General features: G+C 72.3%; 15 protein-coding genes. 13 read left to right on the top strand and 2 right to left on the bottom strand.

What is annotated here, in order from left to right; translation table 11 throughout:
* The first annotated feature begins 4 nt into the window (after positions 1 to 4).
* The 4 genes from DEI94_RS15380 (at position 5) to DEI94_RS15365 (ending at position 5,124) form a co-directional block, all read left to right on the top strand.
* Positions 5 to 958 carry a carbohydrate ABC transporter permease gene (locus DEI94_RS15380; RefSeq protein WP_111027754.1) on the top strand — a complete coding sequence of 318 codons (954 nt, stop codon included), beginning with the start codon at positions 5 to 7 and terminating at the stop codon, positions 956 to 958.
* Between the two features lie 135 nt (positions 959 to 1,093).
* On the top strand, positions 1,094 to 3,310 hold the full coding sequence (locus DEI94_RS15375) for an NADP-dependent isocitrate dehydrogenase (protein WP_111027753.1): 2,217 nt from the start codon (positions 1,094 to 1,096) through the stop codon (positions 3,308 to 3,310).
* A 34-nt stretch (positions 3,311 to 3,344) separates the two neighbouring features.
* Entirely contained in the window at positions 3,345 to 3,977 is a 633-nt protein-coding gene (locus DEI94_RS15370; RefSeq protein ID WP_111027752.1) for a UdgX family uracil-DNA binding protein, read from the top strand.
* A 28-nt stretch (positions 3,978 to 4,005) separates the two neighbouring features.
* On the top strand, positions 4,006 to 5,124 hold the full coding sequence (locus tag DEI94_RS15365; RefSeq protein ID WP_111027751.1) for an NAD(P)/FAD-dependent oxidoreductase: 1,119 nt from the start codon (positions 4,006 to 4,008) through the stop codon (positions 5,122 to 5,124).
* A 100-nt stretch (positions 5,125 to 5,224) separates the two neighbouring features.
* Here the strand turns inward: DEI94_RS15365 and DEI94_RS15360 are convergent, their stop codons facing one another.
* Positions 5,225 to 5,656, bottom strand: a complete 432-nt coding sequence (locus DEI94_RS15360) for a hypothetical protein (protein WP_111027750.1) — start codon at positions 5,654 to 5,656, stop codon at positions 5,225 to 5,227.
* A gap of 124 nt (positions 5,657 to 5,780) precedes the next feature.
* On the opposite strand from DEI94_RS15360, the gene DEI94_RS15355 reads away from it, so the two are divergent.
* From DEI94_RS15355 to DEI94_RS15335, 5 genes are all read left to right on the top strand, one after another.
* Positions 5,781 to 6,650 carry an aminoglycoside phosphotransferase family protein gene (locus DEI94_RS15355; RefSeq protein WP_111011494.1) on the top strand — a complete coding sequence of 290 codons (870 nt, stop codon included), beginning with the start codon at positions 5,781 to 5,783 and terminating at the stop codon, positions 6,648 to 6,650.
* 145 nt (positions 6,651 to 6,795) lie between these two features.
* Positions 6,796 to 7,419, top strand: a complete 624-nt coding sequence (locus tag DEI94_RS15350) for a DUF6197 family protein (protein ID WP_111027749.1) — start codon at positions 6,796 to 6,798, stop codon at positions 7,417 to 7,419.
* A 92-nt stretch (positions 7,420 to 7,511) separates the two neighbouring features.
* Complete coding sequence (locus DEI94_RS15345) at positions 7,512 to 8,207, top strand: ABC transporter ATP-binding protein (protein ID WP_111011496.1); 696 nt, start codon at positions 7,512 to 7,514, stop codon at positions 8,205 to 8,207.
* On the top strand, positions 8,204 to 9,481 hold the full coding sequence (locus tag DEI94_RS15340) for an ABC transporter permease (protein WP_111027748.1): 1,278 nt from the start codon (positions 8,204 to 8,206) through the stop codon (positions 9,479 to 9,481). Before DEI94_RS15345 ends, DEI94_RS15340 begins: the two co-directional genes overlap by 4 nt.
* A 96-nt stretch (positions 9,482 to 9,577) precedes the next feature.
* Complete coding sequence (locus tag DEI94_RS15335) at positions 9,578 to 10,168, top strand: hypothetical protein (protein WP_146249589.1); 591 nt, start codon at positions 9,578 to 9,580, stop codon at positions 10,166 to 10,168.
* A 68-nt stretch (positions 10,169 to 10,236) separates the two neighbouring features.
* On the opposite strand, the gene DEI94_RS15330 is transcribed toward DEI94_RS15335, so the two are convergent.
* Positions 10,237 to 10,479: a DUF6458 family protein gene (locus tag DEI94_RS15330; protein ID WP_111011499.1), complete on the bottom strand. Its 243-nt coding sequence runs from the start codon at positions 10,477 to 10,479 to the stop codon at positions 10,237 to 10,239.
* Positions 10,480 to 10,689: 210 nt separating this feature from the next.
* Here DEI94_RS15330 and DEI94_RS15325 point away from each other — a divergent pair, with 210 nt between their 5' ends.
* Genes DEI94_RS15325 through DEI94_RS15310 form a run of 4 tightly spaced genes read left to right on the top strand, consistent with a single transcriptional unit; the run spans position 10,690 to position 14,189 of the window.
* Positions 10,690 to 12,165, top strand: coding sequence for a phytoene desaturase family protein (locus tag DEI94_RS15325; RefSeq protein WP_258368776.1), 1,476 nt, complete (start codon positions 10,690 to 10,692; stop codon positions 12,163 to 12,165).
* 13 nt (positions 12,166 to 12,178) lie between these two features.
* Complete coding sequence (locus DEI94_RS15320) at positions 12,179 to 12,643, top strand: SRPBCC family protein (protein ID WP_111011501.1); 465 nt, start codon at positions 12,179 to 12,181, stop codon at positions 12,641 to 12,643.
* Positions 12,644 to 12,696: 53 nt separating this feature from the next.
* Complete coding sequence (locus DEI94_RS15315; protein ID WP_220038820.1) at positions 12,697 to 13,482, top strand: helix-turn-helix transcriptional regulator; 786 nt, start codon at positions 12,697 to 12,699, stop codon at positions 13,480 to 13,482.
* Entirely contained in the window at positions 13,479 to 14,189 is a 711-nt protein-coding gene (locus tag DEI94_RS15310; protein ID WP_111027746.1) for a GAF and ANTAR domain-containing protein, read from the top strand. The genes DEI94_RS15315 and DEI94_RS15310 overlap by 4 nt, the downstream gene beginning before the upstream one ends.
* Positions 14,190 to 14,228 lie beyond the last annotated feature (39 nt).

Raw genomic sequence — 14,228 nt, 5'->3', positions numbered from 1 at the left:
CGACATGAGCACGACGAGCACCAGCCGAGCCGCGGGCCTCGCCCTCGCACCCGAGATCGCCCCGGACGTCGTCCCCGGACGCCGCGGCGGTCGACACCACCAGGGGAGCGTCGCCCACCCCCGCGACACCCGGGTGAAGCGCACGCTGTACGTCATCGCCGGGGTCGGGTCCGCCCTGGTCTTCGGGGTCCCCCTGCTGTGGGCGATCCTCCGGGCGTTCCAACCGGAGACGGTGATCACGGCCCCGCCGACGTGGTCGACCTTCTTCCACCTCGAGATGGTGAACTTCCGGACGATCCTCGGGCCGGGGTCGCACCTGCTCCAGGGCCTCGTGAACTCGCTCGTCGTCGCGATCTCGGCGTCGGTCCTGACGGCCGTGATCGCGACCCTCGCCGGCTACGGCTTCGCGCGGTTCCGGTTCCCCGGCGTCAAGTGGGTGTTCGGCCTCATCCTGCTGACGATGATGGTGCCGTTCCAGGCGATCCTCACCCCGCTGTACCTCGAGCTCAACGCCATGAAGCTCACGAACTCGCTGTTCGGGCTCGTGCTCTTCTACGTCACGGTGAACCTGCCGTTCGGCGTGTTCGTGATGCGCAACGCGTTCGAGGCGATCCCCACCGAGCTCGAGGACTCGGCGTTCGTCGACGGCGCCTCCCGGACCCGGCTCATCCTGTCGGTGCTCCGGCCGCTCCTCATGCCCGGCGCGGCGACCGCGGCGCTGTACACGTTCCTCGTCTCGTGGACCGAGTTCCTCGGTGCACTGACGTTCCTGACCAAGGACTCGCTGTACACGCTGCCGGTCGCGCTGCTCAACCTGCAGACCGGGGCGTACGGACAGGTCGACTACGGCTCGCTCGCCGCGGGTGCCGTCGTCGCGATGATCCCCTGCATCGCCCTGTACATCGGGCTGCAGCGGTTCTACGTCGCCGGCCTGTCGTCGGGCGCGATCAAGGGGTGACGCCGCGGCCGGGAGGCACCGCTCCGGTCGCCGACGTCGGTGACCGGTGGCGTGCCTCCCGGCCGCCGGACCGGGGGTACCTTGATGTCGAGACACCGCGACAGGGCGGGCACGAACGAGGGAGTCGACGCCGGCATGGCCCAGATCATCTACACGCTGACCGACGAGTCCCCGCGGATGGCGACGGCGTCGCTGCTGCCCGTCGTCCAGGCGTTCGCCGGGGTCGCGGGCATCGACGTCACGACCCGCGACATCTCCCTCGCCGGACGCATCCTCGCCCAGTTCCCGGAGCGTCTCACCGCCGAGCAGCGGGTGCCCGACGCGCTCGCCGAGCTCGGGGCCCTGGCCGACCGCCCCGAGGCGAACATCGTCAAGCTGCCGAACATCTCGGCGTCCGTCCCACAGCTCAAGGCCGCGATCCGCGAGCTCCGCGAGCAGGGCCACGACCTACCGGAGTACCCGGACGCACCGACGACCGACGAGGAGCGCGACGTCCGCGCCCGGTACGACAAGGTCAAGGGCAGTGCCGTGAACCCCGTGCTGCGCCAGGGGAACTCCGACCGCCGGGCACCCGCGTCCGTCAAGCAGTACGCCCGCAACCACCCGCACAGCATGGGAGCCTGGAGCCCCGAGTCCGCCACCGAGGTCGCGACGATGTCCAGCGGGGACTTCCGGTCGAACGAGCAGAGCGTCGTCGTGCCCGCGGCCGACAGCCTCCGCATCGTGTTCACCGGGGACGACGGCTCCGAGCAGGTCCTGCGGGACGCCGTGCGCGTCACCCCAGGCGAGGTCGTCGACGCCACGGTCATGCACGTCGCGGACCTCCGGGCGTTCCTCGCCGACCAGGTGGCCCGAGCGCAGGAGGCAGGGGTCCTGTTCTCCGTGCACCTCAAGGCGACCATGATGAAGGTCTCGGACCCCATCGTCTTCGGCGAGGTCGTCCGGGTGTTCTTCGCCGACGTGTTCGACCGGTACGGCGACGCGTTCGCGGCCGCGGGCCTCCGCGCCGACGACGGCCTGGCGGCGCTGTTCGCCGGGCTCGAGCAGCTGCCGGACGGCGCGGAGATCCGCGCCGCGTTCGACGCCGCGCTCGCCGCGGGGCCGGCGCTCGCCATGGTCGACAGCGCCAAGGGCGTCACGAACCTGCACGTGCCGAGCGACGTCATCGTCGACGCCTCGATGCCCGCGATGATCCGTGCGTCGGGCCACATGTGGGGTCCGGACGGCGAGCCCCACGACACCCTCGCGGTGATCCCCGACTCGAGCTACGCGGGTGTCTACGCGGCGACCATCGAGGACTGCAAGACGAACGGCGCGCTCGACCCCGCGATCATGGGGTCGGTGCCGAACGTCGGGCTCATGGCGATGGCGGCCGAGGAGTACGGGTCCCACGACAAGACGTTCCGGATCCCGATCGACGGTGTCGTGCGGGTCCTCGACGGCTCGGGCGCGACGCTGCTCGAACACCCGGTCGGGGCCGGGGACATCTGGCGGGCCTGCCAGACGAAGGACGCCGCGATCCGTGACTGGGTCGGTCTCGCCGTCGCCCGCGCGCGAGCGACCGGCGCCCCGGCGGTCTTCTGGCTCGACGACACCCGCGCGCACGACCGCGTCCTCATCGACCTCGTCCACCGGTACCTCGCCGACCACGACACCGAGGGGCTGCGGATCGAGGTGATGTCCCCGGTCGACGCCACCCGGTTCTCGCTCGAGCGCATCCGCCGCGGCGAGGACACGATCTCGGTCACCGGCAACGTGCTCCGCGACTACCTGACGGACCTGTTCCCGATCCTCGAGGTCGGCACCTCCGCCAAGATGCTGTCGGTCGTGCCCCTGCTCGCGGGTGGTGGCCTGTTCGAGACGGGTGCCGGCGGCTCCGCCCCCAAGCTCCTGCAGCAGCTCCTGACCGAGGGGTTCCTGAGCTGGGACAGCCTCGGCGAGTTCCTGGCGCTCGCGGTCGCCTTCGAGCAGTTCGCAGCCGTCGCCCAGGAGCCCCGCGCGCAGGTCCTCGCGGACACGCTCGACCGCGCCACCGGCCGGTTCCTCGAGGAGAACCGATCGCCCGGACAGGTCGTGGGCGAGCTCGACACCCGGGGCAGCCACTTCTACCTCGCGGCGTACTGGGCGGACGAGCTCGCGCGGCAGACCGACGATCCCGCCCTCGCCGAGGCGTTCACCGCCCTCGCCGCGACCCTCCGCGACCAGGAGTCCGTGATCGTGGCGGAGCTCGCCGCGGTGCAGGGCCGACCGTCGGACCTCGGCGGGTACTACCGGCCCGACCCGGACGCCGCCGCCGCGGTCATGCGCCCGTCGGCGACGTTCACCGCCGCCGTCGACGCGCTCGTCGGCTGACCGACACGGTGCGCGGCGGGTGCAGGCTCGGACCATGACCGACGTCGAACGTCCCGGCGCCCAGGAGTGGGTGCCCGAGCACCCCGACCTGACCGCGCTCCGTGCGGCCGCCCCCGCATGCCACGGATGTGAGCTCCATCGGGAGGGCACACAGGTGGTGTTCTCCGCAGGGAGTGCGGACGCCCGGATCATGCTGGTCGGGGAGCAGCCCGGCGACCAGGAGGACCGCGCGGGGGAACCGTTCGTCGGGCCGGCCGGGCGCTTGCTCGCGAGTGCGGTCGAGCGCGCCGGGATCGACCGGAGCACCGTGTACGTCACGAACGCGGTGAAGCACTTCCACCACGAGCAGCGGGGGAAGCGCCGGATCCACCAGAAGCCGTCGGTGGCGCACGTCGTCGCGTGTCACCCGTGGCTCGAGGCCGAACTCGGCGTGGTGCGCCCCGAGGTCGTCGTCGCACTCGGGGCGACCGCGGCGCGATCCGTGCTCGGCCGCAGCGTGACCATCGGACGCGAGCGCGGACGCCTCCAGGAACTCGACGACGGCTCGCGCCTCCTCGTGACCACCCATCCGTCGGCCCTGCTCCGCATGCCCGACGAGGACGCCCGCCACGCTGCGTTCGACGAGCTCGTCGCCGACCTCCGGACCGCTGCAGGGGCGCTGCGGTGAGCGCGCCGTCGCTCCCCGGGATGCCGTGATGCGTGCCACGTCCGTGGTCGTGGTCGGCGGCGGGGTGCTCGGCGCCTCGACGGCCGCGCACCTCGTCCGCCTCGGCGCCGCCGTCACGCTCGTCACGGAGGCCGGTCCCGCGTCCGGCGCGTCCGGTCGCTCCCTGTCCTGGCTCAACTCGGCGGGAGCGCGGAGCGACGCGTACCACCGGCTGCGCACGATCGGGATCGACCGCTACCGCACCGTCCAGCAGCGGCTGGACCGCCACGACGTCGTGCGGTTCGACGGCGGCCTGACCTGGGCCGCTCCCGGAGAGTCGTACCGGGAGCGTCACGAGCACGAGCTCCGCATCGGTTACGACTCCGTGTGGATGTCGCGCGAGGACGTCGCCCGGCACGTGCCCGGAGTCGATCCGGCGGCCGTGCATCCGGAAGGCGCCGTCCTCAACCCCGGCGAGGGGTGGGTCGACCTCGCGCTCCTCGTCGACCACCTGCTCGCCGAGGTCGTGGCCGCGGGCGGAACGGTGCGCACCGGAGCCGGACGGAGCCTCCCGACCGTCCGCGACGGCCGGGTGACCGGCGTCACCACGGCGAGTGGAGAGCACCTCCCGGCCGACGCCGTCGTGCTCGCGACCGGTCCCTCCGTGCCGCGGGACCTCGCCACGCTCGGCGTCACCATGCCCGACCAGACCCCGATCGCACTCCTCGTCCGGAGCGAACCCGTCGCGACGCCGCTCCGCGGGGTGCTCAACACACCCCGGGTCGCGGTGCGCCCGGCACCCGGCGGCTCCCTCGTGTTCGACGCCGGCTGGAGTGAGCGCGAGGTCCGCGTGCTCGATGACGGCCGGTACGACGTGCGGGACTCGACCGTCGCGGGGTTGGTGGCCGAGGCGCGCGCCGTCCTGGCCGGGCATCCCGTGCTCACCGTCGCTGGCGTCGGGGTGGGCCCCAAGCCGATCCCTGCCGACGGCGACCCGGTGGCCGGTGCCGTCGACGGCATCACGGGCCTGCACGTGCTCTTCACCCACAGTGGCGCCACGCTCGGCCTCGTGCTCGGTGAACTCACGGCCTGGGAGGTCGTGCACGACGCCGCGCATCCGTTGCTCGCGGACTTCCGCCCCTCGCGGTTCCTGACCGCTGGCGGATGACGGGCGTCGGTGCCGTGGGTGTCATCCGTGGCGGTGGCGGTGGCGGTGGCGGCGGCGACGCCCGCGTGTCCGGCGGCGACCAGTTCTGCGTGGCCGCGGGTCAGCGGCGCGGGCGGGGCGTCCCCAGCAGCGCCGTGAGGAGCAGCCACACGAGCAGGCCCGCGCCCGTGAGTACCGCGCCGAGGGCCACGAGCGTCCAGTAGCCGCTGAGCACGGTCTGCGGCTGCGTGATCGCCGACGGCCACCAGTCGTTCAGACCCGCGATCTGCGCGGGGAACGGGTCGAGGCCGAACAGCGCCAGGCCGGCGAGCAGCAGCAGCACGCCGACCAGGGCGACGGCACCCCGTCGGTACGTCCGGAAGCCCCGGATCGTGGCGGCGACCACCCCGAGGATCCCGACGACGGCGAGCCCGAACGCGATCTGCGGGACGGGCGTCACGGCGAGGGTGAACCATGCGACGACGGCGTACGGCACGACGAGCAGCCCGCCCGCACGCGCCCACTGCTTCGGACGGCGCCATTCCTCGTACACCCGGGGCACCGTAGCGGGCGTGCCAGGACGGTCGCTGGGACCGTGCCCGCAGGGTGCTGCCGGTGCTGCCGGTGCTGCCGGTGCTCCCGATGCCCGGGAACCGGAGCGCGGCTAGCATCGTCCGGTGCACGTGCCAGACGCCGAGATCGACGTGGACGAGGCACTGGTGCGACGACTCCTGCTCGACCAGCACCCCGATCTCGCCGGCCTGCCGCTGCGACCCCTCGCCGAGGGTTGGGACAACGTCGTGCTGCGGCTCGGCGACGAGCTGCTCGTCCGGGTGCCGCGGCGCGAGGCCGCCGCGCACCTCGTCGAGCACGAGCAGCGGTGGCTCCCCGGCATCGCCGCGCGCGTCCGACACGTCGTCGCCGTGCCCGAGCCCGTGCGCATCGGTCGGCCGTCCGCGGTGTTCCCCTGGTCGTGGACGGTCACCCGGTGGGTCGCCGGTCGCCCGGCTGGAGCATCGACGGACCTCCCCCGCGACGCACCGGAGACGCTCGCCGCGTTCCTCCGAGCCCTGCACGTCACCGCGCCGGAGGACGCGCCGCACAACCCAGTGCGCGGTGGCCCGCTCAGCGGACGCACGACGGCGGTGGCGCGACGACTGCGGTCGGGACGCATCCCACGCACCGCCGACCTGGAGCGCTCGTGGACGCAGGTCGCCGCCGCCCCCGCCTGGCAGGGGCCGGCGCTCTGGCTCCACGGCGATCTGCACCCGTTCAACATCGTGGTCGACGACCATGCGCTCGTCGCGGTGGTGGACTTCGGTGACCTGACCGCAGGGGATCCGGCCACCGACCTCGCGACGGCATGGCTCACGTTCGGCCGGGAGGCCCGGCAGCGATTCCGCGCTGCCCTCGCGCCCGACGACGACACGTGGACGCGCGCCCGCGGGTGGGCGATGTCGATCGCGACCGCGCTCGCCGCCTCGCCCGACGGCTCGGACCAACGGGCCGCAGGGCTCCGTGCGCTCGAGGCCGTGCTCGATGACTGACGCCGTGCCGGACCCTCGCGAGCCCGGGCCGGACCGACCCGGAGCCGTGCCGGACCACCGCGGGAAACGGGGGTATCGCCCTCCGAGGAGAACGGGACTACCGTGACCCCACACCGTTCCGTGCCACCGATCCGGAGGGACCGTCATGACCCTCGAGTTCCGCGTCCAGCACGACGTCGACAGCGACGCCTCTCCTGTCCGGGAGACCACCACGCCTCGCCGCTCGGGACTCTTCGGTTGGGTCGATCGACACCACGAACGGCGTGCGGCCGCCCGGGGCCGTCGCGTGGCCGCCCAGCTCGCGGAACTCGCGTCGCTCGAGCACCTGTTGTCCGACGCTCGTGACGTCGTGGACCACGGCTGGATCCAGCATGCGTGGTTCGCGTACCTGGACGACCGGGGCCGCACGCGCAAGGCGTCGAGCGCCGCGGCGCTCGACGTCGCCGGTCGACCGCTCGTCGGGGCGTGCCTCGTGGGCGCGGTCGTGTACGCCGCGGGCGGGCCGCACGCCGTCCACTCGCAGCCGGTCCAACGTGCGCTCGACCTCGTCTGGCACGCGCTCGCCGTCGAGGAGGGCGCCCCCGTCATGTGGTGCCCCGCCCCCGACGTCCGGATGGGCCGCGTCCGCGACCTGACGAGCTGGAACGACGCGCCGTCACGCACTGCCACCGATGTCGCCTCCTTGCTGTTGACCGCCGAGCGGGTCGCCGTCCACGAGTCCGATCGGATCGTGGCACGGGCCGCAGCGCGCGAGGCGGTCCCGGCCTGACGCTGGGGAGGACAGCGCGCGTCCACATGCCGTTGACATCGCACCCAGCAGGTTCGCACCCGGGCCGGGCAGGGCGCCGCTAGCGTTGCGGCATGCCCACTCCCGTGCTCGAGGCCCGCGGCCTCACCCGCACCTACGGCCGCGGTGACGCCCGCTTCGACGCGCTCAAGGGGGTGTCGCTCGCGGTGGACCGGGGCGAGAGCCTCGCGATCGTCGGCAAGAGCGGCTCCGGTAAGTCGACCCTCATGCACCTGCTCGCCCTGCTCGACCGGCCGACGAGCGGTCAGGTGCTCCTCGACGGTCAGGACGCGGCGCGCCTGTCCGCGCGCCAGGTGAACCGGACGCGCAACGACACCTTCGGGTTCGTGTTCCAGCAGTTCTTCCTGACACCCCGGACGAGCGTCCTCGACAACGTCGTGCTGCCGCTGACGATCGCCGGGGTGTCGTCGCGTGATCGCCGCCGCCGCGGGATGGAGGCGCTCGACGCGCTGGGTCTCGCCGACAAGGCACGGAACGACGCCAACGACCTGTCGGGCGGGCAGAAGCAGCGGGTCGTCATCGCCCGCGCGCTGGTCAACGAACCCGCGGTGATCTTCGCGGACGAGCCCACGGGCAACCTCGACACCACGACCGGCGAGCTCGTCGAGGGCATGCTGTTCGGACTGCAGCGGGAACGGGGGATCACGCTCGTCGTCGTCACCCACGACCCCGAACTCGCCGCGCGGTGCGATCGCAGCGTGAACGTCCGCGACGGTCTGATCGTCGACACCACGGAGGCCGCCGCGTGAACCTCGTCGACCTCCTGCGCACCGCGATCGGGAACACGTTCCGGTCCAAGCTCCGCACCACCCTCACGGTGATCGCGATCTTCATCGGCGCGTTCACGATCACCCTGACCTCGGCGATCGGCACGGGGGTGTCGTCCTACATCGACACACAGGTCGCGTCGATCGGCACCACCGACTCGCTCACCGTCACCAAGGCCGCGACGACGTCGAGCTCGGACGACGGGCCGGCCAAGTACGACCCGTCCGAGTCGGGACAGACCTCGCAGCGCGGCCCGGCGTCCGTGTCGTACCTCAGCCCGACGGACATCAGCGCGATCCGGCGGACCACGGGCATCGCGTCGGTGCAGCCGGCCGTGGCGCTGTCACCGAAGTGGATCGAGTACGGCGACCACGGCAAGTACGTCGTCAGCATCGCCGGCGACGCGGACGCGATCCACGCCGACCTCGCCGCAGGACGCCAGCTGTCGTCGACGTCGTCCGAGCGTCAGCTCCTGCTCCCGACGAACGACCTCAAGGCCCTCGGCCTGGGGAGCGCGCGCAACGCGGTCGGCACGACCGTCACGATCGGCATCGACGACTACCTCGGGCAGGAGCACCAGGTCCGGGCGACGGTCGTCGGTGTGCAGAACGAGTCGCTCTTCGGCGGTGGTGCGGGTGCGAACGCGGCGTTGACCGAGGCGCTCCGCACCGCCCAGGAGACCGCGAAGCCGACCGCGGTCTCGACGGGCTACGCCTCCGCCACGGCGACGGTGGCGTCGGGCGCCGATGTCGCGAAGGTCAAGTCCCGCCTGTCGGCGGCGGGCTACACGGGACAGACCATCGCCGACCAGCTCGGGCAGTTCGAGACGGTCATCAACGGCATCGTCGGCGTCCTCAACGCCTTCGCCGTGATCGCGCTCATCGCCGCCGGGTTCGGGATCATCAACACGCTGCTCATGAGCGTGCAGGAGCGCACCCGCGAGATCGGCCTCATGAAGGCCATGGGCATGGGTGGCGGTCGGGTGTACACGCTGTTCAGCCTCGAGGCCGTGTTCATCGGGTTCCTCGGCAGCGCGATCGGCGCGGGGGTCGCGATCCTGCTCGGCACCGGGATCTCGAACCTCCTGGCCCGCACGGTGCTCAAGGACCTCCCCGGCCTGCACCTGTTGCAGTTCGCGCCCGGCTCGGTCGCGACGATCATCATCGTCGTGATGCTCATCGCGTTCCTCGCGGGCACGTTGCCGGCCCGTCGGGCTGCTCGGCAGAATCCCATCGAGGCCCTGCGGTACGAGTGACGAGCAGCCGCGGTCGAGCGCCCTCCCGACCGCGGCTCGGTATCGTCGAGGACGGTCGCTCCGCGCGGGCGACCACGACGGGGCGGGAGGACGATGGTGGCGGTCTTCGGGAAGCGACCGAAGCACGAGGACGTGCGTGAACGGCCGGTCGACCCCGACGAGCTGCGCCGGTCGGTCGACGAGGGCATGCTCATCGCCCGGTCCGCGATCGTCATCGCCGTCGCGAACCGCATCATCCTCAGCGCACTGCAGCAACACGAGTCGTTCGACGCCCGCGTGGTCGCCGAGGCCGCGCGCGAGGAACTCCGTCGGTTCGCCGCGGAGCAGCGCGAGGACGCCGAGCGGATGCGCGAGATCCGAGCGGTCGCGCAGAACGCGCGGGGGCGGTCCCGCCACCAACACGACTACAAGCGCGGGGACGACCTGAAACTCCGCACACGCGAGGCGACCTACACCGAGCTGGCGGAGCGGCTCGAGGCGAGCAGCGAGGATCCGTCCTTCGTGGACGCCATCGTCATCGGCGCGCGGCAGCGGGCCTGGGACGACATCGGTTCGACCGTCGTCGGGCGGCTCGGATGGGCGGCGGGTCCTGCTGACGACTACGAGGTCGGGCTCGAGGACCGCCTGCAGGAGCTGGCGGCGGACATCGACGCGCTCCGGCCCGGACACCCGCCCGCGTCCGACTGACCGGGCCCGGGCCGATCCGGCGGCGCGGTTCGAGGACGTACCGCTGCCGCGCTTCCGGAGCCCCGGCGTCAGGCGCGGTAGTCGTCCCGGCGCTCGATGCGGTTGCCGTCGGCGTCGTAGCCGGTGCGGGTCGTCGAGGTCGAGCTCGATCCGCGCAGGCCGACGACCAGACTGATCACGAGCAGGATCACGCCGGCCACCATGAGGATGTAACCGATCATGCTCAGGTTGAACCAGGCGACCTGCACGTTGACGGCGAACGCGAGGATCGCGCCGATCACGAGCAGTGCGATGGCGGTGCCGATGCGCATGGGGTGCTCTGCCTTCCTCGAGGGACGCCGACGGTTCCGTCCGGCTCCCGGGACGCTACACCGATGGCTCCCGTGCCGCCCGCGACCGGCAGGGCCGGCCGACCAGACATCGAGTCGACGCGGGTCGAGTCGACGCAGTTCGACCTGTGGAGGGGGACGCCATCCACGACGTCACGTCGCTGTGGGCGCGCGACGAGCCGGACCCGTAGCGTGGGGGTCCAGACGAAGGGAGCGCTCGTGGTCGATGCGGTCGTGGTCGGTGCCGGACCGAACGGGCTGGCCGCAGCCGTGACCCTCGCGCGCGCCGGACTCGCCGTCACCGTGTACGAGCGGAACGACACGATCGGCGGGGGTGCGCGGACCAAGGAGCTCACCGAGCCGGGGTTCCTCCACGACGTCTGCTCGGCCGTGCACCCGATGGCGCTCCAGTCCGAGTTCTTCCGTCGATTCGGCATGGAGGACCGGATCGAGCTCCGCCTGCCCGAGGTCCAGTTCGGACACCCCCTCGACGCTGGTCGTGCCGGGCTCGCGTACCGGGACATCGACCGGACGGCTGATGGACTCGGGATCGACGGCCGCGCGTACCGCGACCTCATGGGTCCGCTCGCGCGTCACGCCGACGAGGTCTCTGACTTCGCGACGAACGCGCTGCTGCACGTGCCGCGCCACCCGGTGACGGTCCTGCGCTTCGGGCTGCGTGCCCTCGAGCAGGGCACCGCACTGTGGAACCGCCGGTTCCAGGACATCGTGGCGCCCGCGATGATCACCGGCGTCGCCTCGCACTCGATCCAGCGGATGCCGTCGCTCGCCACGGCCGCGGCCGCGTTGTCGCTCGGTGTCTACGCGCACGCCAGGGGGTGGCCGGTGCCGATCGGGGGGAGCCAGGCGATCGTGGACGCGCTGGCGGCCGACCTCGTCGCGCATGGCGGGACGATCGAGGTCGACACCGAGGTCCAGCGCATCGAGGACCTCCCCGACGCCCGCGCCGTGCTGTTCGACACGAGCGCGCAGGGCATGCGTCGGATCGCCGGGTCCCGCCTCCCGTCCTCCTACCAGCGAGCGCTGCGGCGCTTCCGGTTCGGCAACGCGGCCGCCAAGGTCGACTTCGCACTGTCCGACCCCGTGCCGTGGACGAACCCCGGCCTCCGGAAGGCGGGCACCGTCCACATCGGCGGAACCCGCGCCGAGATCGCCGCCGCCGAGCGCGCGGTGTCCCAAGGCCGCCGCCACGACCACCCGTACGTGCTCGGCTCGGAACCGACGGTGGTCGACCCGAGTCGCGCGCCCGAGGGCAAGCACGTGTTCTGGGCCTACGCCCACGTGCCGGCGGGTTCCCAGCACGACGAGACCGAGGCCATCATCCGGCAGATCGAGCGCTTCGCCCCGGGGTTCCGGGACACGATCATCGCCAGCTCCAGCCGGACGGCGGTCGAGATGGAGCAGTACAACCCGAACTACGTCGGCGGCGACATCGCCGCGGGTGCGGCCACCTTCGGGCAACTCGTCCGGCGCCCCACGCTGTCGCCCGATCCCTGGCGCACACCGGCCGACGGCGTGTACCTGTGTTCCGAGTCCGCCGCTCCCGGTCCCGGCGTCCACGGCATGGCTGGCTGGCACGCCGCACGGAGCGCCCTGCGGCACACGTTCCACCTGTCCGAGGACGTCGATCTGTCCCCTCGGCCCTGAGAAGGAGGTCCCCATGGCCCGCAACGTCCGAGTCTTCGAATGCCCGCCGGAGGCCGTGTTCGACGTGTTCCGCGACGGCTGGTTGTTCCCGGTCTGGGTGGTGGGGGCCTCCCGGATGCGTGCGCTCGACCGCAGCTGGCCGGCGGAGGGTGCCCGGATCCACCACTCGTTCGGCTCCTGGCCGTTCCTCATCGACGACACGACGTCCATGCTCGAGTGGGATCCGCCGTACCGCATGCGCATCCAGGCGCGCGGTTGGCCGCTCGGGGAGGCCCAGGTCGAGTTGACCGTCGAACCGCACCGCCGCGGGTGCAAGGTGACGATCCGCGAGAACCCGAGCAAGGGTCCCGGCACCCTCGTACCGGGCTTCGTGATGCAGCCGATGCTGTTCCTCCGGAACATCGAGACCCTGCGCCGGCTCGGTCTCGTGGCGGTCGGCCGATGGGCGCTTCGGACCGGCGCTGAGCCCGGGGCCTGAGTGCGGCGGCCAACCCGAGTGTCCGCACCGGACGCACGCAATACGGTTGCACGATGGGGTCGAACAGCGAGGACCTCGGATCGGGATCCGGTTCGGTCGTGCTGTCGCGCCCGGTCCGTGCAGCGATCCGGTTCATCCGCGAGAACGCGCGCTCGCACATCCGCCTGCAGGACATCGCCGCAGCGTCGGTCCTGACCCCGCGCGGCCTGCAGGCAGCGTTCCAGCGCGAGGTCGACGTGTCGCCGATGGAGTACCTGCGCAGCGTCCGGCTCGAGGGCGTGCACCGTGACCTCCGGAACGCCGAGCCGGGTCAGCGGTTGACCGTCGCCGAGGTCGCCCGGCGCTGGCGGTTCAGCAACGTGGGCCGCATGGCGACCGCGTACCGCTCGGTGTACGGCATCGCGCCGAGCACGACGCTCCGCTTCCTGTCCGGCGAGGACATGGACGGTCGTACCGCTCCCGTGGACGTGGCCGGTGTCGCGCGTGAGGACCGACCCCATTTCCGTCTCGTGCTCGACTGCGAGGTCGAGATCGACGACGCCGACGTGATGCGCGCCAGCATCGACGAACAGCTCGACCAGGGTCAGCGCGCATGGCCGGGCTACCGGCCCTCGGGCGGCGTCGACGACCTGGTCGCGTTCGTGCTCGGCGGTGCGCTCCGCCGAGCGGCCTCCGACGTCGAGGGCATCACGTTACGTTCCGTGAACCCCATGGTCCGTGTTCCCGACCCGCAGGGTGACTACCCGTCGGCGGAGCTCCCCTCGTGGGCCGGCGCGGCTCCCGACGAGCACCTCGACGGCGACCACGAGGCGAGCGACCCGCTGGAGGAGACCGCATGAGTGGCGAGTTCGAGCGAACCCTCAGCGCACTCCGGTCCGGGCGTGTACGGGACGCGGACCTCAGCGTCCCGTTCGTGCGGCTGCTCCCCGTCCGAGGGTGCTCCGTCTCGTCCTTCGGGGTCCCGTTCGGCAACGAGACCATCTCGGCGTCGGACATCACGGCGTCCCGGATCGACGAGATCCAGTTCGACCTGCACGAGGGCCCCTGCTGGGAGGCGATCCGGCGTGCGCAGCCGGTCCTCGAGGACGACATCCGACACCGCGCCTCGCGGTCGTGGCCAGCGTTCACCGAAGCAGTCCGGCACGAGGCCGTCGGCGCGCTGTTCGCGTTCCCCGTCATGTTCGGACCGCTCCGACTCGGTGCGGTGGACCTGTACGCGCCGGAGCCGACCCCCCTCGACCCGGAGCAGGTCGAGCAGGCGAGCCTGCTCTCCACCGCGGTGGGCCGGCGGATCCTCCAGCGGTCCATCGCGTCGATCGGCGTCGGCGGGGCGGTGCTCGACCGCGCGCCGTCCTCACGCCGGATGGTCCACCAGGCGACGGGCGTCGTGCTGGCGCAGCTCGACATCACCGCGGAGGACGCCTACCTGCGCCTCCAGGGGCACGCCTTCGCGCGACGCCGACCGACGCGCGAGATCGCCGAGGACGTCCTCAGCGGGAAACTCCGTTTCGAGCGCCGCGGCGGACTCATCGAGGAGTCGGAGTGAACTCGGATCAGCGCCGGGGCGTGGCGGACTCCGCGCGGC

It is taken from the genome of Curtobacterium sp. MCBD17_040 (assembly GCF_003234805.2).
In the GTDB taxonomy this organism is placed as follows: domain Bacteria; phylum Actinomycetota; class Actinomycetes; order Actinomycetales; family Microbacteriaceae; genus Curtobacterium.
The sequence above is the reverse complement of the archived record's forward strand: the minus strand, read 5'-3'. Positions and strand labels throughout refer to the sequence as shown.

What these genes read in the sequence shown, in the direction of transcription:
- DEI94_RS15380 (WP_111027754.1), top strand. Translation starts at nt 5, where the DNA reads ATGAGCACGACGAGCACCAGCCGAGCCGCGGGCCTCGCCCTCGCACCC.
- DEI94_RS15375 (WP_111027753.1), top strand. Translation starts at nt 1,094, where the DNA reads ATGGCCCAGATCATCTACACGCTGACCGACGAGTCCCCGCGGATGGCG.
- DEI94_RS15370 (WP_111027752.1), top strand. Translation starts at nt 3,345, where the DNA reads ATGACCGACGTCGAACGTCCCGGCGCCCAGGAGTGGGTGCCCGAGCAC.
- DEI94_RS15365 (WP_111027751.1), top strand. Translation starts at nt 4,006, where the DNA reads ATGCGTGCCACGTCCGTGGTCGTGGTCGGCGGCGGGGTGCTCGGCGCC.
- DEI94_RS15350 (WP_111027749.1), top strand. Translation starts at nt 6,796, where the DNA reads ATGACCCTCGAGTTCCGCGTCCAGCACGACGTCGACAGCGACGCCTCT.
- DEI94_RS15345 (WP_111011496.1), top strand. Translation starts at nt 7,512, where the DNA reads ATGCCCACTCCCGTGCTCGAGGCCCGCGGCCTCACCCGCACCTACGGC.
- DEI94_RS15330 (WP_111011499.1), bottom strand. Translation starts at nt 10,479, where the DNA reads ATGCGCATCGGCACCGCCATCGCACTGCTCGTGATCGGCGCGATCCTC.
- DEI94_RS15320 (WP_111011501.1), top strand. Translation starts at nt 12,179, where the DNA reads ATGGCCCGCAACGTCCGAGTCTTCGAATGCCCGCCGGAGGCCGTGTTC.
- DEI94_RS15315 (WP_220038820.1), top strand. Translation starts at nt 12,697, where the DNA reads ATGGGGTCGAACAGCGAGGACCTCGGATCGGGATCCGGTTCGGTCGTG.
- DEI94_RS15310 (WP_111027746.1), top strand. Translation starts at nt 13,479, where the DNA reads ATGAGTGGCGAGTTCGAGCGAACCCTCAGCGCACTCCGGTCCGGGCGT.